Below are 18,018 nucleotides of genomic sequence, written 5' to 3'. Positions count from 1 at the left end.
GCAAGGTCTCCTCAGCTCAGGCGCAGGCGACTGGCGCCCACCAGCCGGTTGTAAATCAGGTACAGCAGCACCGTCGCCAGCAGCAGCAAGCCGCCCAGCGCCGTGGCCATGCCCCAGTTGATGCTGGTGTTGGTATAGAAGGCCACGAAGTAGCTGACCATCTGATCGTTCGGGCTGCCCAGCAAGGCCGGGGTGATGTAGTAACCAATCGCCAGGATAAACACCAACAGGCAACCGGCGCCGACACCGGCGTAGGTCTGCGGGAAGTACACGCGCCAGAAGCTGGCGAAGGGATGACAGCCCAGGGAAATCGCCGCACGCATGTAAGTCGGCGAAATGCCCTTCATCACGCTGTAGATCGGCAGAATCATGAACGGCAGCAGGATATGCACCATGGAGATGTACACACCGGTACGGTTGAACACCAGCTCCAGCGGCGTATCGATCAGGCCCATGCCCATCAGGGCGCTGTTGATCAGGCCACCGGATTGCAGCAATACGATCCACGCCGCCACCCGTACCAGGATCGAGGTCCAGAACGGCAGCAAGACCAGGATCATCAAAAGGTTGCTTTTGCGCGCCGGCAGGTTGGCCAGCAGGTACGCCAGGGGATAGGCCAGCAGCAGGCAGATCACGGTGATGACCAGGCCCATCCAGAATGTGCGGGCGAAGATATCCAGATAGATGGCCTGGTCGGGGGTGGCCGGCGCGATTTCGCCCAAGTCATCGATACGGTGATCGACGGCCGCCAGCAGGTAGTAAGGCGTCAGGCTGCTGGTATTGCGTCGGATCGCCTGCCAGTACGCCGGGTCGCCCCAGCGTTCGTCGAGGCTTTCCAGCGCGGCTTTATAAGAGGCAGGCGCTTCAGTAAACGGCAGCGCCCGCGCGGTTTTGGTCAGCAGGCTGCGATAGCCGGCCAGTTCCATGTTCAAGCGCTTGGACAGATCGCCCAGGGTCTGGTTTTTGCGCGCTTCGCCCAGGTCCTCACTCAGCGCCTGGTACACCGACTCGCCGGGCAAGCCACGACCGTCCCAGGCCGTCACTGCCACCACCGTACGCGGCAAGCCTGCGACCACTTCCGGGTTGCCGACGCTCTTGTAGAGCAGCGCAACGATGGGCACCAGGAACACCAGCAGCAAAAACAGCACCAGCGGCGCAATCAAGGCCTGGGCCTTCCAGCGGTTGAGCCGCTCGGCACGGGCCAGGCGCTGCTTGAGGGTGGGAATGGCTACTGCCATGACTGAACTCCGGATCTTGAAGATAAATGCAGATGCCCTGTGGGAAGGGGCAAGCCCTAATGCCAATCTGTAGGAGCGAGCTTGCTCGCGAAAAACTCACAGGCGCCGCGTTCATTCAGGAAGCACGCGTTATCGTTGACGTTTTTCGCGAGCAAGCTCGCTCCTACAGACTGGCATCTCCCAGATGGGTTATTTGGCAGCCCAGGAATTGAAGCGCTGCTCAAGCTGCTCGCCGTTATCAGCCCAGAAGCTCACATCGATCTGCACCTGGTTGGCGATGTTTTCCGGAGTGGTCGGCATGTCCTTGAGCACGTCCTTGGCCAGCAACGGCACGGCCTGGGTGTTGGCCGGACCGTAGGCGATGTTTTCCGAATAGATCTTCTGCTGCTGAGGCTGCACCGAGAAGGCGATGAATTTCTTCGCCGCTTCGGCGCGCTCCTTGGCCAGGCCTTTTGGAATGGCCCAGGCGTCGAAGTCGTAGATGCCGCCGTTCCATACCACTTTGAGGTTGCTTTCTTTCTGTACGGCGGCGATCCGGCCGTTATAGGCCGAGCTCATCACCACATCGCCCGAGGCAAGGTACTGCGGCGGCTGTGCGCCGGCTTCCCACCACTGGATCGACGGCTTGAGTTCATCGAGTTTCTTGAACGCACGGTCCTGGCCATCTTTGCCGGCAAGCACTTTGTAGACGTCCTTGGGCGCCACGCCGTCGGCCATCAAGGCGAATTCCAGGGTGTACTTGGCGCCTTTGCGCAGGCCACGCTTGCCGGGGAATTTCTTGGTGTCCCAGAAATCCGCCCAACTGGTCGGTGCACTGGCGAGTTTGTCGGCGTTGTAGGCCAGCACCGTGGACCACACGAAGAAGCCCACCCCGCAGGGCTGGATTGCGCCCTTCACGTAGTCGGCGGTGTTGCCGAACAGTTTCGGGTCCAGGGGTTCGAACATGTCTTCGTCGCAACCACGGGAAAGCTCCGGCGACTCCACTTCCACCAGGTCCCAGGACACGCTCTTGGTGTCGACCATGGCTTTGACCTTGGCCATCTCACCGTTGTACTCACCGGCGATGATCTTGCCGTTGCCCGCGCTTTCCCACGGGGCATAGAAGGCCTTGACCTGGGCCGCCTTGTTCGCGCCGCCAAAGGAAACGACGGTCAGGTCCGGGCCTGCCATGGCCTGTGTCGCGCCCATCAAGCCGATGGCCAGAGCCGAATACTTAAGGGATCTCAACATTGTTGTGCTCTCCACGTGCAGGGTTGGTGAAGCCAGGGGGCGATCAATTCGCCTCTAAAAGTGGGTCGAGTGCGCGAACGTGCTCGACTTGCCAGCCAATCGGTACCACGTCGCCGACCGTCAGGGCCGGGTCCAGCTCGGCGATCGGTTGTTTCACGAAAAAATCGGTCTTGCCGCAGACTTCCAGGCGCACACGCACGTGGTCGCCCAGGTAGATGAACTCCGCCACCCGCCCGGAGAAGCGGTTGATGCAGCTGCCGCTGGCACCATTGAGGCTGACGCGCTCCGGCCGCACCGACAGGGTCACCGGGCCGCCGATCGGGCCTACGTTCACCGCCAGCGCCTCGACCTTCTCGCCGCGCGCCAGCTCCACCACACAGCGCTCGCCGGTGTGGCTGTGCAGACGGCCATTGAGCCGATTGTTTTCGCCGATGAAGTTGGCCACAAAGGTATTCTTCGGTTCTTCATACAGGCTGCGCGGTGCGGCGATCTGCTGGATTTCGCCCTGGTGGAATACCGCCACGCGGTCGGACATGGTCAAGGCTTCGCCCTGGTCGTGGGTCACATACACCACGGTCACGCCGAGGCGCTGATGCAGGTGCTTGATTTCCATCTGCATGTGTTCGCGCAGTTGCTTGTCGAGGGCGCCGAGGGGTTCGTCCATCAGCACCAGCTGCGGCTCGAACACCAAGGCGCGGGCCAATGCCACCCGCTGTTGCTGGCCACCGGACAGTTGCGCCGGGTAGCGCTGGGCGAAGGCGTCGAGCTGGACCATGCTCAGCACGCGCTTGACCCGCTCGCTGATGTCGGTCTTGCTCAAGCCACGCACGGACAGGGGAAACGCCAGGTTCTCGGCCACGGTCATGTGCGGAAACAGTGCGTAGTTCTGGAACACCATGCCGATGTCGCGCTTGTGGGGCGGCACGTTATTGATCGAGCGGCCGGCCAGCTGGATCTCACCGGCGGTGGGTGTTTCAAAACCGGCCAGCATCATCAGGCTGGTGGTCTTGCCGGAGCCGGACGGCCCGAGCAGGGTGAGGAACTCGCCCTTGCGAATCTCCAGGTTGAGGTCTTTGACGATCAGGTTTTCGCCATCGTAGCTTTTCTGCACGCCACGAAAGCTGACCAGCACATCATTTGTATCCGCCTCGCTCATACCCGCACCTTTGTATTTTGGACCGCTGTGGCACAAGCGTAGTCCAGGCGCGAGGCCCCGGAAATCGGGGGCCAGGAGAGAATCACATCAGCCGGATGGAAGGTTCGGGGTAGGGATCGCCCTACACGGATGGCGGGCATGGGACAGTGCAACGACAAGCCTGTGCCGGGCGGCGCTTGCCCGGTGTCGTTAATGGATACGCCGCTACAGCAGCTTGTGTTCCATGGCGTATTTCACCAGCTCGGCCAGGGAGGTGATATTGAGCTTTTGCATCAAGCGCGCCTTGTGGGTGCTGATGGTTTTACTGCTCAGGGCCAGCTGCAGGGCAATGTCGTTGACGTTGGCGCCTTGTGCCAGACGTTCGAACACCGAGAATTCGCGCTCCGACAGCAGCGAGTGCAAGGGACGCGAGTCCGTCAGGCCGACTTCGAAGACCATGCGGTCTGCCAGATCCGGGTCGATATAGCGCCCGCCCGCCGCGACCTTGCGAATCGCCATCAGCAGCAATGCCGGGTCGCTGTCCTTGGTGGCATACCCGGCCGCGCCCACCTTCAGGGCGCGAGCGGCCATTTGCGCTTCATCGTGCATGGACAGCACCAGGATCGCCGGCGGGTTGCTCAACGCCCGAATACGCGCGATGGCCTCCAGGCCATTCACACCGGGCATGGAGATATCCAGCAACACCACCTCGCACGGCACATGGCGCAGGGTCTCCAGCAATTGCTCGCCATTGCTCGCTTCGCCTACCACCAGCAGGTCCTTGGCCAGGCCGATCAATTGCTTGATGCCTTCCCGGACAATCGTGTGGTCTTCGGCTACCAGTACGCGGATCACAGGGCTTTCCTCTTATCGTTATGCATCCAACGGCACCGTGACGCTCAAGGTGGTGCCCTCCCCCAACTCGCTGACCAGGCTCAGTTGCCCGCCCATGATCAGCACCCGCTCGCGCATGCCGACCAGCCCGAACGAGACCGGTCGCCCTTGGGCCTGCACGAAGCCGATGCCGTCATCGCTGATGGTCAGCCGCAGGTTCGGGCCGTGCACGTCCAGCGTCAGTTCCACAGTATGCGCCCGGGCATGGCGCATCACATTGGTCAGCGCCTCCTGCAGGATGCGGAACAGGCCGATGGCCTTGGCGTCGCTCAGCAGCGGCGGGTTTTCCGGGACGCGTACCAGGCAGGGAATCTGCGTGCGCGCTTCGAAGCGTCGCGCCTGCCATTCGATGGCCGAGGCAATGCCGGCGTCGAGAATCGGCGGGCGCAGCGCGGTGGCGACATCACGGACCAATTGAAAGAGCTGGGCGATCAGGCGCTTCATGCTGTTCAGGCGCTCGTTCAGGCCCGGATCGAGTTGCGCATAGGTCAATTCGCACATTGAGGTTTCCAGTTTGAGCACGGTGAGCATCTGCCCGAGTTCGTCGTGTACCTCGCGGGCGATACGCGCCTTTTCTTCTTCGCGCACCGTTTCCAGGTGGGCTGACAATTCGCGCAACTGGGCCTCGCTTTGCAGCAAGGCGGCCACATAACGGCGGCGTTCGGTGACGTCAGTCAGGTAAACCACCAGGTATTCGCCGTCGGCAAAGCGCAGGAAACTCAATGACACATCGGCGGGCAGGATGCTGCCGTCGGCGCGCAGGCAATCGGTGGCGAAGGTCTGCGCGCCCTCCTCGCTGGCACGCGCACGCTTCCACAGGTTGAGCCAGCGGTCCATGCTCAGGGCGGGGTCAACATCGATCAGCGGTCGCTCGATCAATGCGCCAGGACCATAGCCGAGCATGGTTTCGGCGGCGCGATTGGCGTAACGCACGTGACTGTCCCAATTGACCCACAGGATGCCGACCGTACTCTGATCGATGGAAAACTGCGTCAACTGCAAGGCTTCGGCACCGGCGGCACGCGCGGCGCTTTCTTCCCGCGCCGCCAACAGGGCGTGCTCCAGGCTGCGCTGCTGGCGGCGCTGCCAGAGCAGCGCCGCGAGGCTGGCGAGCAGTAACAACCCCAACAGCACGCTGAGGTTTTTCCACAAACCCATGGCGTCCGATAGACGCGGGTACTGGGGTTGCAGCCAGCGGCTGTGCAATTGGTCCAGGTCGCGGGCAGGTATCGCCCGCAACGCGCTTTGCATGATGCTCGCCAGTTCCGGCCACTCGCGCCGCGTGGCCACCCGCAGTAACTGCGGCAGGCCGATATCGCCGACCACCGCCAATCCCGCGAACTCCGCCTCGCCGGACAACCGGCCCAGTTGCGCCTCATCCACCACCGCATAACGGGCCTGGCGGCTCACCAATAACTGCAGCGCCTGGCGCTCCATGGGCACGCCTTGCAGGTTGAGGTTGGGATACGTGCTGCGCAGGTAGTCGGCCACCGTGCTGGGCATGCGCACCGCGATGCGCGATTGCGTGTCGAGTTTTTCCAGTTCCACCGCACCGCCGCCTTCGCGGATACCGACGATATGCTGGGGCACACGCATATAAGGGTCGCTGAACAACCACAGGCGCAAGCCGGCCGGGGTTTGCTGCAGGCCGGGGGCGATGTCCACCTCGCCATAGCGCACGGCGGCTTCCAACTGCTGCTGATCGGGAAAGTTGCGCCAGGTCAGCTCGATGCCCAGCGCCTTGGCCAGCCACTGCATCAACTCGACATTGGCCCCGGACAACCGCTGCAGCCGTCGGTCGTATTGCGCGTAGGGTGCCTGCAATACCAGGCCCACTCTTAATTGCGGGTGCTGCGCCAGCCACTCACGCTGCTGCGCATTCAGTTGCGCCTGGGGCGCGACGGGGCCAGGCGCGGCGTTGCCCATCAAGGCAACACACAGACAGCCGATAACCAGCAGCAAGCGAAAACCCATGATCCACGTCTCACATCACTGACAAATACCGATCAACCCATTAGGCTGCTGGAATCATTTCCGGCCGGGATTTAACGATGCCACCTCGAAACCGTTCGGCACTGCCAGCATTGTGCCTGTCGCTGCTATTTACCAGCGCCTTTTCTGTTCAAGCCGCCGACGCGCCAGCACCCGTCGCGGAAAAACCCGCCGAACGCCAGCCCTTGCCCGAGCGCAGCGAGGCAGAAGCCCGCGCCCTCGAACGCCAGGTTGCGCAACAGGAACAACAACAATTGCAGGCCGGCAGCGATTCGTTCCTGGCCCTGTGGAAGCCCGCCAACGGTGCCGCCCCCCAAGGCGTGGTGATCATCGTGCCAGGCGCCGGCGAAAATGCCGACTGGCCGCAAGCAATCGGCCCGTTGCGTCGCAAACTGCCGGATGCGGCCTGGGGCACCCTCAGCCTGTCACTGCCGGACGTCAACCTGGATACCCTGCCGCCACGGGTCATCGAACCGCCCCAGGCGGCGGTCGATACCAGCAGCAAGGACGGCAGCACGGTCGCCAAACCGGTTGAACAGGCCGCCAGCGCGGAAGCCGAAGGCACCGACCCGGCGGTGGTACCGGGCGCCGATGAACAGGACAAGACCGACGCCAAACGTATCTTCGACCGCATCAATGCGGCCGTCGCCTTCGCCCAGACCCAGGGCGCCCGCAGTGTGGCACTGCTCGGCCACGGTACCGGCGCATGGTGGGCTGCGCGCTATCTGAGCGAGAAACAACCCACCCAGGTGCAGAAACTGGTGATGGTGGCCGGGAAGACACCCGCCGCGCGTCAACCGGACCTGCAGCAATTGGCGCCGGCGCTCAAAGTGCCTACTGCGGATGTGTTCTACCAGGACGGCGCCCAGGACGGCAAAAACGCATTGGCCCGACTCCAGGCGGCCAAACGCGGCAAGAATGACGGCTACAAGCAGGTGCAACTCCACGCCCTGCCCGGCAATGATGCCGCCCAGCAGGAGCAGCTATATCGGCGAGTGCGCGGCTGGTTGAGCCCGCAGGCCGATTGACCACATTTTTCGAAAGCGTCGAATTACCAATGTGGGAGGGGGCTTGCCCCCGATAGCGGTGTGTCAGCCAACAAATGTGGCAACTGATACACCGCCATCGGGGGCAAGCCTCCTCCCACATTTGATCGGCACTATCAGCGAAAGTCCCGTCGCTCGCGAATCAACGCATAGGCGTTATGCAACTCGCGGGTACGCTCGGTCGCCTCGCGCACTTGCGCGGGGCTGGCGCCGCTGCCGGCGATCTTGTCCGGATGGTGGCGGCTGAGCAGGCGGCGATAGGCGCGCTTGATCGCCGAAGGCTCAGCGGTCGCCGTCACCCCAAGAATGCGCAACGCCTCCTGATAAGCCCCGGCACGATTGACCAACGGCTTGCGCGCCGGCGCGTAATCGGAGGCCAACGCGCGGATTTGTTGCGGCGTCCAGCCCAGCCATTTACCCCACAACTCGATCAGGTCACGCTCGGCCTCATCCGCCCGGCCGTCCGCCCACGCCATACGCCAGCAGGCACGTAGAACGCCCTCGGCGGCATGGGGTTGCGACTTGAGCACGCGCAGATAACGGCGCACCCGGTCGGTGCCGGACTTGCCGCGATTAAAGGCCATGATGGCTCGGCGCTGGGCCGGCTCGGTCATGTCCAGCGCGCGCATTTCCTGGCGCGCCTGCTGGATATGGCCGTCCACAATGCGGCCATTGCTTTTGGCCAGGCGCCCCAGCAGCACGAACAACAATTCGTCGTTGCGCAACGCGGGGCGCCCGCCAAGACGTTCGCGCAACTGCGCCCAACTGTGCAATTGCAGACGCCGGTCCAGCGCCTGCCCCAGCAATGCACCCAACAAAGCCCCCGGAATACTGGCAATCGCAAAGCCAGCCCCGGCGCCGATCAGCGTCCCTGGCCACAACATCCTAGCGTCCCGCTGTCAGCAAGGTTTCGACTTGCGCCAGGCGCTCAAGCGTTCCGACATCCACCCAGCGTCCCTTCATGTGTTCACCCGTTACCTGACCCTTGGCCATCGCCGCGCGTAACAGCGGCGCCAGCTTGAAGGCACCCGCACTGCACCCCGCGAACAATCGGGGGTCGAGCACGGAAATGCCACTGAAGGTCAGGTTATCGGCACCGGGCGCCGCATCATGAAGCACGCCGTCGTCCAGGTAGAAGTCACCGCCGGACGGATGATGCGCCGGGTTGTCGACCATCACCAGATGGGCCAGGCCCTGGAGCGGTCGCTTCAATTGGCTGAAGTCGTAATCGGTCCAGATGTCGCCGTTGACTACCAGGAACGGCTCTTCTCCCAGCAACGGCAGCGCCTGGAAAATCCCGCCGCCGGTTTCCAGGGGCTCGCCCTCGGCTGAATAACGGATGCGCACACCGAACTGGGCACCGTCACCCAGATAGCTTTCGATCTGCTGACCGAGCCAGGCATGGTTGATCACGATCTCGGTAAAGCCGGCCCTGGCCAGCGCTTCAAGGTGATACTCGATCAGCCGTTTGCCGCCTGCCTGCACCAGCGGCTTGGGCGTATGCAGCGTCAGCGGGCGCATGCGCTCGCCCTTGCCGGCCGCCAGGATCATCGCCTTCATACGCAAGCCTCGGCCGGTTGGCGCAGGCTGCTGAGCAGCTCGCCCAGGTCGCTCAACTCCGGTCGGTCGGCCAGCACCGCTTCTATATAGGCAAAGAAGCGCGGTACGTCCGCCAGATAGCGAGGCTTGCCATCGCGGTGACAGATCCGCGCGAAGATACCGATGACCTTGAGGTGACGTTGCACGCCCATCAGGTCGCTGGCGCGCAGGAAGTCTTCAAAATCATCCTGCACGGGGATGCCCAACTGCCCGGCACGCTCCCAATAGCCGCGCTGCCATGCTTGCACGCGGGCCTGGGGCCAACTGAGGAAGGCGTCCTTGAACAGGCAGGTGATGTCATAGGTCACCGGGCCGTAGACCGCGTCCTGGAAATCCAACACGCCCGGGCTGGGCTCACTGATCATCAGGTTGCGCGGCATATAGTCGCGGTGCACCAGCACGTTGGGCTGCGCCAGGGCGCTGTCGATCAACCGGTCGCTGACGCGCTGCCAGAGGGCCTGCTGCCGGGTATCAAGCTCGATACCCAGGTGGCGGCGTATGTACCACTCGGGGAACAACTCAAGCTCGCGGCGCAACAAGGCGACGTCGTAGCTGGGCAACGGCGCGTCCATCGGCAATTGCTGGAATGCCAGCAAGGCATCAATGGCATCGGCGAACAATTGATCGGCGTTTTGCTCGTCAATCACGTCCAGATAGGTGTTTCGGCCCAGGTCATTGAGCAAAAGAAAGCCACGGGGCAGATCTTCTGCATAAATTTTTGGCACATTAATTCCCGATTTCGCGAGCAAATGCGCGATATCGACGAAAGGTTTGCAGTTTTCCTGGGGCGGCGGCGCGTCCATCACGATGAATGTATGCGCCCCACCCTCCCACCGGAAGTAACGCCTGAAACTCGCGTCGCTGCTGGCCGCGGTCAATGTGGCCGGGGGTACGGGGCCCCAGTCCTGAGCGTTGAAGAGAATCGGCAACTGCTCATCCAGCCAGACTTCCAGCTGTTGTAAACGTAGATCGTGCTCGGGCATTACAAGGGTCTCCGACGGCGCTAGCCGTCAAGCGGGGCATGCTTTATTATCACGCATCTTTTTCAGACCATCGAGAGGCGTGCGGCCCAAACCGCGGGCAGATGGCACGCAGGAAGCCCGGACTAATAAGATGGCATTGAAATCCCCCGCGTTTCGTAGAAAATTTCCGTTGCTGGTAACCGGCAGTCTGCTGGCCTTGCAACCTTTCGCCACCTCATTCGTGGTCGCCGCGGAACAGTATGACTGCTCAGTCTCTGCTTCGGGTGCCTGGGATTGCGCGCCGAAGACGGCCGCCGCCCCATTGCCACCGCGCCCGGTGCATGACGGTTCTGCCGTCAGCTCGGCCAACAGCACGCCGCAGGGCGAGGCTGGCGGCAGCGTCGACGCCGAGCCCAAGACCATGCTGGTCACCGAAGCCAAGGGCCGTGGGCTGCGTTCGCGCAGCAAAGACTACAGCCACCTGGACTGGGTGCCTCGCGAGAAACTGACCGCAGCACAGCTGGCCGAAACCGGCCCTTACTGCGGCGGTGCCTACATCGAGCCGACGCGTCCTGGCATGAATGACAAGACGAACAAGAGCGATGCGCCGACCTTCATCGGTGCCAAGGCCTCTCGTTACGAGCAGGAACAGCAGGTCGCCACGCTGGCCGGTGACGTTGTCATGCGCCAGGGCAGCATGCAGCTGGAGTCCGACGAAGCCAACCTGTACCAGGCCGAGAACCGTGGCGAGCTGAACGGCAACGTGCGTCTGCGTGACAACGGCGCGCTGATCGTGGGCGACCGTGCCCAGGTCCAGCTCGACACCGGCGCCGCCCAGATCGACAACGCCGAGTACGTGATGCACAAGTCGCGTATCCGCGGTAACGCGCTGTACGCCAAGCGTGCCGAGAACGCGATCATCCGTCTCAAGGACGGTACGTACACCACGTGCGAGCCGGACAGCAACGCCTGGCAGCTCAAGGGCAACAACATCACGTTGAACCCGGCGACCGGTTTCGGTACGGCCACCAACGCGACGTTGCGGGTCAAGAACATCCCGATCCTGTACACCCCTTACATCTATTTCCCGATTGACGATCGTCGTCAGTCCGGCTTCCTGCCGCCGAGCTTCAGCACCGGCAGCGAGACTGGCTTTACCCTCGTGACGCCGTACTACTTCAACCTGGCACCGAACTACGACGCCACGTTGTACCCGCAATACATGACCAAGCGCGGCTTGTTGATGGAAGGCGAATTCCGCTACCTCACCAAATCCAGCGAAGGCCAGTTCGGCGGGGCGTACCTGAACGACGACAACGACGAGCGCAAGAACCAGACCGACTACGAAAAAACCCGCTACATGCTCAACTGGCAGCACAGGGGTGGGTTGGATTCGCGCCTGACGTCCCAGGTGGATTACACCAAGATCAGCGACCCTTACTACTTCCAGGACTTGAAGACCTTTGAGGAGGGTGTCCAGAACCGGGACTTCCTGAACCAGCAGGGCTCCCTGACGTATCGGGGCGATTCTTATCAGGCTCGCCTGAATGTCCAGGCGTACCAGCTGTCCACAATCTCTCAGATCACGCCGTATGACCGGTTGCCGCAGCTCACGCTGAACGGCCAGCTGCCGTTTCATCCGGGCGGCTTGAACTTCAGTTATGAAACCGAAGCCGTACGCTTTGATCGTGACTTGCAAAACGGTATCTTTACAGACGAGAACGGCGACAAAACGGCTCGCCTGGACACCAACGTTTTGGGTCTTACCCGGGCCAACGGTACTCGCCTGAACGTTGCTCCAGCCGTCGAATACCCGATGAACTGGACCTACGGTTTTATTACGCCGAAGCTCAAGTACGTCTACACCAAATATGATCTTGATTTGGATAGCTCAGGTAAGAATGACATCATCGTCGCGCAGCGGGCCGCTGCTCAGCCTGGAGCAGCTCCTTACGCTGGCGGGGTGTTCAACAGCTCCCAAGACCGCGCGGTACCTATCGCCAGCATAGACAGTGGGCTTTACTTCGATCGCAAAACCAATTTGTTCGGCAAGGACTTCAACCAGACCCTCGAACCGCGAGCCTACTACCTCTACGTACCGAACAAGGACCAGAGCGATATTCCGGTGTTTGATACCAGTGAATACTCGTTCAGTTATTCTTCATTGTTCCGCGACAACCGCTTCAGCGGCAACGACCGGATCGGTGACGAGAACAAGCTGTCCCTGGGCGTCACCAGCCGCTGGATCGAAGATAACGGCTTTGAGCGCCAACGCGTGTCGGTAGGTCAGGCCGTGTACTTCAAGGACCGTGAGGTTCAACTGCCAGGCGTACTGGCCGCCGATCGTGATGACGCGCGTACCGACGTATCGCCTATCGCGCTGGAATACGAATTCCACTTCAACCGCGACTGGCGCGCCACTGCCGACTACAACTGGGACACCGAGAGCCACGCCCCACGGTCCGGCAGCGCGATGTTCCACTATCAGCCGGAAAACGACCCGAACAAGGTGATCAACCTCGGTTATCGCTATCGCAACGACCAGATCGTCTATAACCAGCTGGCCAACAAATGGCAGTTCGGTGGTGACTACGGCCAACCAGGCGAGCCGAACTACGTGAAGGATTACTACAAAATCCAGCAGCACGACTTCTCGATGATGTGGCCGATCATTCCACAGTGGAACCTGATCACCCGCTGGCAGTATGACTATGCACGTAACCGTACTCTGGAAGCCTTTGGTGGTTTCGAGTACGACAACTGCTGCTGGAAACTGCGCGTCATCAACCGTTACTGGGTTTCCAACGACGAATACAGCCAGATCGCCCCGCTTAACGAAAAGGGTGACCACGGGCTCTTCTTCCAGATCGTCCTCAAAGGACTCGGCGGCCTGACCGGCGCCAAGGTAGAGAGCTTCCTCGACAAAGGCATTGAAGGTTATCGTGAACGTGAAGACAAAGCTTTCTGAGTGCTTGCGCCCGCTAGTGCTGGGCGCGCTGTTCCTGGGTGCCGCCTCGGCGCATGCCGCGGTGCAACAGCTGGATAAAGTCGCAGCCATCGTCGATAACGACGTGATCATGCAGAGCCAGCTGGACCAGCGGGTCAAGGAAGTTCAGCAGACCATCGCCAAGCGTGGCGGTGGCGTGCCGCCGACCAGCGTCCTGGAACCCCAGGTGCTGGAGCGCCTGATCGTCGAAAACCTGCAACTGCAGATCGGCGAACGTTCCGGCATCCGTATTTCGGACGAAGAACTGAACCAGGCCGTCGGCACCATCGCTCAACGCAACAACATGAGCATCGATCAGTTCCGCGCAGCCCTGGCGCACGACGGCCTGTCCTATGAGGACGCACGTGACCAGATCAAGCGTGAAATGATCATCAGCCGTGTGCGCCAGCGTCGCGTAGCGGAGCGGGTGCAGGTGTCGGAACAGGAAGTGAAGAACTTCCTGGCTTCGGACCTGGGCAAGATGCAACTCTCCGAAGAGCTGCACCTGGCCAATATCCTGATCCCGACACCGGACAGCGCCAACGCCGAGCAGCTCAACGCCGCCGCGGCCAAGACCCAGGCGATCTATGATCGCCTCAAGGCGGGTGCTGATTTCGCTCAAATGGCGATTGCCCAGTCCGGCAGCGACAACGCGCTCGACGGTGGTGACATGGGCTGGCGTAAAGCCGCGCAGTTGCCACCGCCGTTCGACCGTGAGCTGAGTGCGATGAACGTGGGTGACATCACCCAACCGGCGCGTACCCCTGGCGGTTTTATCATCCTCAAGCTGCTCGGCAAGCGCGGCGGCGAGACCTCGCTGAAAGACGAAGTCCATGTTCGTCACATCCTGGTCAAGCCAAGCGAAATCCGCACCGAGGCACAAACCAAGGAACTGGCGCAGAAGATCTATGACCGCATCGAAAGCGGTGAAGACTTCGCCACCCTGGCCAAGAGCTTTTCGGAAGACCCAGGCTCGGCCCTCAACGGCGGCGACCTGAACTGGATCGACCCGAAAGCCCTGGTGCCCGAGTTCCAGCAGGTCATGGCCGATACGCCGCAAGGCGTGCTGTCCAAGCCGTTCAAGACTCAATACGGTTGGCATGTGCTGGAAGTCCTTGGCCGTCGCGCCACCGACAACACCAACCAGGCCCGTGAGCAACAAGCCCTGACCGTACTGCGCAACCGTAAGTACGACGAAGAGCTGCAAACCTGGTTGCGTCAGATCCGTGACGAAGCCTACGTAGAAAACAAGCTGCCGGCCGCCGAACAAACAGGCACGGACCAGGCAGCCCAGTGAAACCCCAGCGTTTCGCGGTAACACCCGGCGAGCCGGCCGGCATTGGTCCAGACCTGTGCCTGCTGCTCGCCTCGCACGCCCAGCCACACCCCCTGATTGCCATTACCAGCCGCGACCTGCTCCTTGAGCGGGCCGCGCAGCTGGGCGTGGCTGTCAACCTGCTGGATGTTGCGCCGGGCAACTGGCCCGACCTGCCGGCGTCGGCAGGCAGCCTGTATGTGTGGGACACCCCCCTGCACGCCAAGGTCGTTGCCGGGCAACTGGACAAGGCCAATGCAGCCTTTGTGCTGGAAACCCTGACCCGCGCCGGCCAAGGCTGCATCGACGGCGATTTCGCCGGCATGATCACCGCGCCGGTCCATAAAGGCGTGATCAACGAATCCGGTATCGCCTTCTCCGGCCATACCGAATTCCTGGCCGAACTCACCCATACCGAACAAGTCGTGATGATGCTGGCCACCCCTGGCCTGCGTGTTGCGCTGGTGACCACCCACCTGCCGCTGCGCGATATCGCCGACGCCATCACCGCCGAGCGCATAGAACGCGTCACGCGCATCCTGCACGCCGACCTGCAACACAAATTCGGCATTGCCCAACCGCGCATCCTGGTCTGTGGGCTCAACCCCCACGCCGGTGAAGGCGGCCATTTGGGCCATGAAGAAATCGACATCATTGAACCGACATTAGAGCGTCTGCGCCAGGAAGGCATGGACCTGCGCGGCCCATTGCCGGCAGACACTCTGTTTACCCCCAAATATCTGGAGCACTGCGACGCAGTGCTGGCGATGTACCATGACCAGGGGCTGCCCGTGCTGAAATACAAAGGCTTCGGCGCCGCAGTCAACGTGACACTGGGCCTGCCGATCATCCGCACCTCCGTCGACCATGGCACTGCCCTGGACCTGGCAGGCAGCGGCAAGATCGATACCGGCAGCCTGCACGTAGCCCTGGAAACCGCCTATCAGATGGCCGAGACCCGTATATGACCGAGCATTACCAACACCGGGCGCGCAAGCGCTTCGGGCAAAACTTCCTGCACGACGCCGGCGTGATCGACCGCATCCTGCGCTCCATCCACGCCAAGCCCGACGACCGCTTGCTGGAAATCGGCCCGGGCCAGGGCGCATTGACCCAGGGCCTGCTGGCCAGTGGCGGTCAACTGGACGTGGTGGAACTGGACAAGGACCTGATCCCGATCCTCAACCAGCAGTTTGCCGACAAGCCCAACTTCAACCTGCATCAGGGCGATGCGCTGAAGTTCGACTTCAACAGCCTCAACGCCGCGCCCAACAGCCTGCGCGTTGTCGGCAACCTGCCGTATAACATCTCCACCCCGCTGATTTTCCACCTGCTGAACAACGCCGGGATCATCCGCGACATGCACTTCATGCTGCAAAAAGAAGTGGTCGAGCGCCTGGCCGCAGGCCCAGGTGGCGGTGATTGGGGCCGTCTGTCGATCATGGTTCAGTACCATTGCCGCGTCGAACACCTGTTCAACGTCGGCCCGGGCGCGTTCAACCCGCCGCCGAAGGTTGACTCGGCCATCGTGCGCCTGGTGCCCCACGCCGTACTGCCGCACCCGGCCAAGGACCACAAACTGCTCGAGCGCGTGGTGCGCGAAGCGTTCAACCAACGCCGCAAGACCCTGCGCAACACGCTCAAGGCGCTGTTGAGCAATGCCGAAATCGAAGCCGCCGGCGTTGACGGCAGCCTGCGCCCCGAGCAACTGGACCTGGCCGCCTTCGTGCGCCTGGCCGACCAGCTTGCCATCCAGCCTGCGCCAGTAGCAGACCAGGCGTAAGCACAAATGTGGGAGGGGGCTTGCCCCCGATGACGTCGGCCCAGCAAACACTGATGTTGGTTGACCCACCGAATCGGGGGCAAGCCCCCTCCCACACTTGAACCCCGTCATACCAGACAGCATGTCTGGCCTAGTGCCCACCTCTTGGCCTAGACTGATCCGCATCTGCTGTCCTCCGCTTTTGCTTTTAAGGCCTCTTGCATGTCCGATCCTCGCTACCAGATCGACGTCAGCGTCGTCACCCGCTTCCTGGCGGACCAATCGCAACCTGAACTCAACCGCTTTGCCTTTGCCTACACCATCACGGTGAAAAACAACGGGCTGGTGCCGGCCAAGTTGCTGTCGCGCCACTGGATGATCACCGACGGCGATGGTCAAGTTGAAGAAGTCCGCGGCGCGGGCGTTGTCGGCCAGCAACCCTTGATCGACATCGGCGCCAGCCACACCTACAGCAGCGGTACGGTGATGACCTCCAAGGTCGGCACCATGCAGGGCTCGTATCAGATGAAAGCCACCGATGGCCACATGTTCGACGCCACGATCAAGCCCTTCCGCCTCGCGGTGCCCGGAGCCCTGCACTGATGGCGACGTACGCGGTCGGTGACCTGCAAGGGTGCCTGGAGCCCCTCAAGTGCCTGCTTGAACGGGTCGCCTTCGATCCCGCGAACGATCGCCTGTGGCTGGTCGGCGATCTGGTCAACCGTGGCCCGCAGTCGCTGGAAACCCTGCGCTACCTCTATAACCTGCGCGATTCGCTGGTCTGTGTGCTGGGCAACCATGACCTGCACCTGCTCGCGGCCGGCCATAACATCGAGCGCCTGAAAAAAGGCGACACCCTGCGCGAAATCCTCGAAGCACCGGACCGGGCCGAACTGCTGGAATGGTTGCGCCGGCAAAAGCTCATGCATTACGACGAGGCCCGCAACATCGCCTTGGTCCACGCAGGCATCCCACCGCAATGGACCTTGAAGAAAGCCCTCAAGTGCGCCGCCGAAGTCCAAAGCGCCCTGGCCGATGACAACCTGTACACCGCCTTCCTCGACGGCATGTACGGCAACGAGCCGGTGAAGTGGGACAACGAACTCACCGGCGTCGCCCGCCTGAGAGTGATCACCAACTACTTCACGCGCATGCGCTTCTGCACGGCGGACGGCAAGCTGGACCTCAAGAGCAAGGAAGGCGCCGACACCGCCCTGCCCGGCTACAAGCCCTGGTTCGCTCACAAGGAACGCAAAACCCGCGACACGAAAATCATCTTCGGCCACTGGGCCGCCCTTGAAGGCAAATGCGACGAACCCGGCGTGTTCGCCCTCGACACCGGCTGCGTGTGGGGCGGCGCCATGACCCTGATGAACATCGACACCGGCGAGCGCATCAATTGCCCGTGTGAATCCCCAGCATCCACTACACAGACGGCCGCCGCCAAGCCCTAGGAGCCCGCCATGAGCGAATTCAAACGTATCCCTCCCGAACAAGCCCAGGCCCTGCGTGAGCAAGGCGCTGTGGTCGTCGATATCCGTGACCAGTCGACTTACGCTGCGGCCCACATTGCCGGCGCCCAGCACCTGGACAACGTCAATATCGCCGACTTCATCCGCGCCGCCGACCTCGACGCGCCAGTGATCGTGGCGTGCTACCACGGTAATTCCAGCCAAAGCGCCGCAGCCTATCTGATCAGCCAGGGTTTCTCCGACGTTTATAGCCTGGATGGCGGCTTTGAGCTGTGGCGTACGACCTATCCTGCTGAAATTTCTTCAGGCGATTCGCAATAATTTTTTTCACACCCCGCTACCCCGCGTGACGCTTGGGCTTGCGCCGTTTCTGACGAACGGCGCAGC

Annotated in this window: 16 protein-coding genes; 8 read left to right on the top strand and 8 right to left on the bottom strand. The window is 62.0% G+C overall.

All coding sequences use genetic code 11. The features are described from left to right. Nucleotides 1-11: 11 nt before the first annotated feature. From TU82_RS13555 to TU82_RS13535, 5 genes are all read right to left on the bottom strand, one after another. Entirely contained in the window at nt 12-1,238 is a 1,227-nt protein-coding gene (locus TU82_RS13555) for an ABC transporter permease (RefSeq protein WP_057723682.1), read from the bottom strand. A gap of 189 nt (nt 1,239-1,427) precedes the next feature. Beyond that, nucleotides 1,428-2,468, bottom strand: a complete 1,041-nt coding sequence (locus tag TU82_RS13550; protein ID WP_057723681.1) for an ABC transporter substrate-binding protein — start codon at nt 2,466-2,468, stop codon at nt 1,428-1,430. A 43-nt stretch (nt 2,469-2,511) separates the two neighbouring features. After that, entirely contained in the window at nt 2,512-3,624 is a 1,113-nt protein-coding gene (locus TU82_RS13545; RefSeq protein WP_057723680.1) for an ABC transporter ATP-binding protein, read from the bottom strand. Between the two features lie 204 nt (nt 3,625-3,828). After that, nucleotides 3,829-4,458 carry a response regulator gene (locus TU82_RS13540; RefSeq protein WP_057723679.1) on the bottom strand — a complete coding sequence of 210 codons (630 nt, stop codon included), beginning with the start codon at nt 4,456-4,458 and terminating at the stop codon, nt 3,829-3,831. 18 nt (nt 4,459-4,476) lie between these two features. Beyond that, the gene (locus TU82_RS13535) at nt 4,477-6,471 is read right to left on the bottom strand and encodes a sensor histidine kinase (RefSeq protein ID WP_057723678.1); all 1,995 of its coding nucleotides are present in this window, start codon (nt 6,469-6,471) and stop codon (nt 4,477-4,479) included. Nucleotides 6,472-6,548: 77 nt separating this feature from the next. On the opposite strand from TU82_RS13535, the gene TU82_RS13530 reads away from it, so the two are divergent. Beyond that, complete coding sequence (locus tag TU82_RS13530) at nt 6,549-7,517, top strand: alpha/beta hydrolase family protein (protein WP_057723677.1); 969 nt, start codon at nt 6,549-6,551, stop codon at nt 7,515-7,517. Nucleotides 7,518-7,651: 134 nt separating this feature from the next. Here the strand turns inward: TU82_RS13530 and TU82_RS13525 are convergent, their stop codons facing one another. Genes TU82_RS13525 through TU82_RS13515 form a run of 3 tightly spaced genes read right to left on the bottom strand, consistent with a single transcriptional unit; the run spans nt 7,652 to nt 10,117 of the window. Next, entirely contained in the window at nt 7,652-8,419 is a 768-nt protein-coding gene (locus TU82_RS13525) for a TerB family tellurite resistance protein (RefSeq protein ID WP_057723676.1), read from the bottom strand. Nucleotide 8,420: 1 nt separating this feature from the next. Then, nucleotides 8,421-9,095, bottom strand: a complete 675-nt coding sequence (gene murU, locus TU82_RS13520) for an N-acetylmuramate alpha-1-phosphate uridylyltransferase MurU (RefSeq protein WP_057723675.1) — start codon at nt 9,093-9,095, stop codon at nt 8,421-8,423. Next, a complete protein-coding gene (locus tag TU82_RS13515) occupies nt 9,092-10,117 on the bottom strand; it encodes an aminoglycoside phosphotransferase family protein (protein WP_057723674.1) in 1,026 nt (341 codons plus the stop codon). The genes murU and TU82_RS13515 overlap by 4 nt, the downstream gene beginning before the upstream one ends. A 130-nt stretch (nt 10,118-10,247) precedes the next feature. Here TU82_RS13515 and TU82_RS13510 point away from each other — a divergent pair, with 130 nt between their 5' ends. From TU82_RS13510 to glpE, 7 genes are all read left to right on the top strand, one after another. Then, nucleotides 10,248-13,064: an LPS-assembly protein LptD gene (locus TU82_RS13510; protein ID WP_057723673.1), complete on the top strand. Its 2,817-nt coding sequence runs from the start codon at nt 10,248-10,250 to the stop codon at nt 13,062-13,064. Then, nucleotides 13,045-14,379 (top strand): peptidylprolyl isomerase, encoded by a 1,335-nt coding sequence (locus TU82_RS13505; protein WP_082632017.1) that lies wholly within the window; start codon nt 13,045-13,047, stop codon nt 14,377-14,379. Before TU82_RS13510 ends, TU82_RS13505 begins: the two co-directional genes overlap by 20 nt. Next, nucleotides 14,376-15,365 carry a 4-hydroxythreonine-4-phosphate dehydrogenase PdxA gene (pdxA, locus tag TU82_RS13500; RefSeq protein ID WP_057723671.1) on the top strand — a complete coding sequence of 330 codons (990 nt, stop codon included), beginning with the start codon at nt 14,376-14,378 and terminating at the stop codon, nt 15,363-15,365. Before TU82_RS13505 ends, pdxA begins: the two co-directional genes overlap by 4 nt. Further along, nucleotides 15,362-16,180, top strand: a complete 819-nt coding sequence (gene rsmA, locus TU82_RS13495; RefSeq protein WP_057723670.1) for a 16S rRNA (adenine(1518)-N(6)/adenine(1519)-N(6))-dimethyltransferase RsmA — start codon at nt 15,362-15,364, stop codon at nt 16,178-16,180. Before pdxA ends, rsmA begins: the two co-directional genes overlap by 4 nt. A gap of 201 nt (nt 16,181-16,381) precedes the next feature. Next, nucleotides 16,382-16,762, top strand: a complete 381-nt coding sequence (apaG, locus tag TU82_RS13490) for a Co2+/Mg2+ efflux protein ApaG (RefSeq protein WP_057723669.1) — start codon at nt 16,382-16,384, stop codon at nt 16,760-16,762. Next, the gene (locus TU82_RS13485; protein ID WP_057723668.1) at nt 16,762-17,613 is read left to right on the top strand and encodes a symmetrical bis(5'-nucleosyl)-tetraphosphatase; all 852 of its coding nucleotides are present in this window, start codon (nt 16,762-16,764) and stop codon (nt 17,611-17,613) included. The genes apaG and TU82_RS13485 overlap by 1 nt, the downstream gene beginning before the upstream one ends. 9 nt (nt 17,614-17,622) lie before the next feature. Next, nucleotides 17,623-17,952, top strand: a complete 330-nt coding sequence (gene glpE / locus TU82_RS13480) for a thiosulfate sulfurtransferase GlpE (RefSeq protein WP_057723667.1) — start codon at nt 17,623-17,625, stop codon at nt 17,950-17,952. Nucleotides 17,953-18,018 lie beyond the last annotated feature (66 nt).

Source organism: Pseudomonas orientalis (genome assembly GCF_001439815.1).
GTDB classification, from domain to species: Bacteria; Pseudomonadota; Gammaproteobacteria; order Pseudomonadales; family Pseudomonadaceae; genus Aquipseudomonas; species Aquipseudomonas orientalis.
Note: the sequence above shows the minus strand (reverse complement) of the source record. Positions and strands in the feature narration are given on the sequence as shown.

Coding starts and splice junctions, on each gene's coding strand:
- TU82_RS13555 (WP_057723682.1), bottom strand. CDS start 1,238: ATGGCAGTAGCCATTCCCACCCTCAAGCAGCGCCTGGCCCGTGCCGAG.
- TU82_RS13550 (WP_057723681.1), bottom strand. CDS start 2,468: ATGTTGAGATCCCTTAAGTATTCGGCTCTGGCCATCGGCTTGATGGGC.
- TU82_RS13545 (WP_057723680.1), bottom strand. CDS start 3,624: ATGAGCGAGGCGGATACAAATGATGTGCTGGTCAGCTTTCGTGGCGTG.
- TU82_RS13535 (WP_057723678.1), bottom strand. CDS start 6,471: ATGGGTTTTCGCTTGCTGCTGGTTATCGGCTGTCTGTGTGTTGCCTTG.
- TU82_RS13530 (WP_057723677.1), top strand. CDS start 6,549: ATGCCACCTCGAAACCGTTCGGCACTGCCAGCATTGTGCCTGTCGCTG.
- TU82_RS13525 (WP_057723676.1), bottom strand. CDS start 8,419: ATGTTGTGGCCAGGGACGCTGATCGGCGCCGGGGCTGGCTTTGCGATT.
- murU (WP_057723675.1), bottom strand. CDS start 9,095: ATGAAGGCGATGATCCTGGCGGCCGGCAAGGGCGAGCGCATGCGCCCG.
- TU82_RS13515 (WP_057723674.1), bottom strand. CDS start 10,117: ATGCCCGAGCACGATCTACGTTTACAACAGCTGGAAGTCTGGCTGGAT.
- TU82_RS13510 (WP_057723673.1), top strand. CDS start 10,248: ATGGCATTGAAATCCCCCGCGTTTCGTAGAAAATTTCCGTTGCTGGTA.
- rsmA (WP_057723670.1), top strand. CDS start 15,362: ATGACCGAGCATTACCAACACCGGGCGCGCAAGCGCTTCGGGCAAAAC.
- apaG (WP_057723669.1), top strand. CDS start 16,382: ATGTCCGATCCTCGCTACCAGATCGACGTCAGCGTCGTCACCCGCTTC.
- TU82_RS13485 (WP_057723668.1), top strand. CDS start 16,762: ATGGCGACGTACGCGGTCGGTGACCTGCAAGGGTGCCTGGAGCCCCTC.
- glpE (WP_057723667.1), top strand. CDS start 17,623: ATGAGCGAATTCAAACGTATCCCTCCCGAACAAGCCCAGGCCCTGCGT.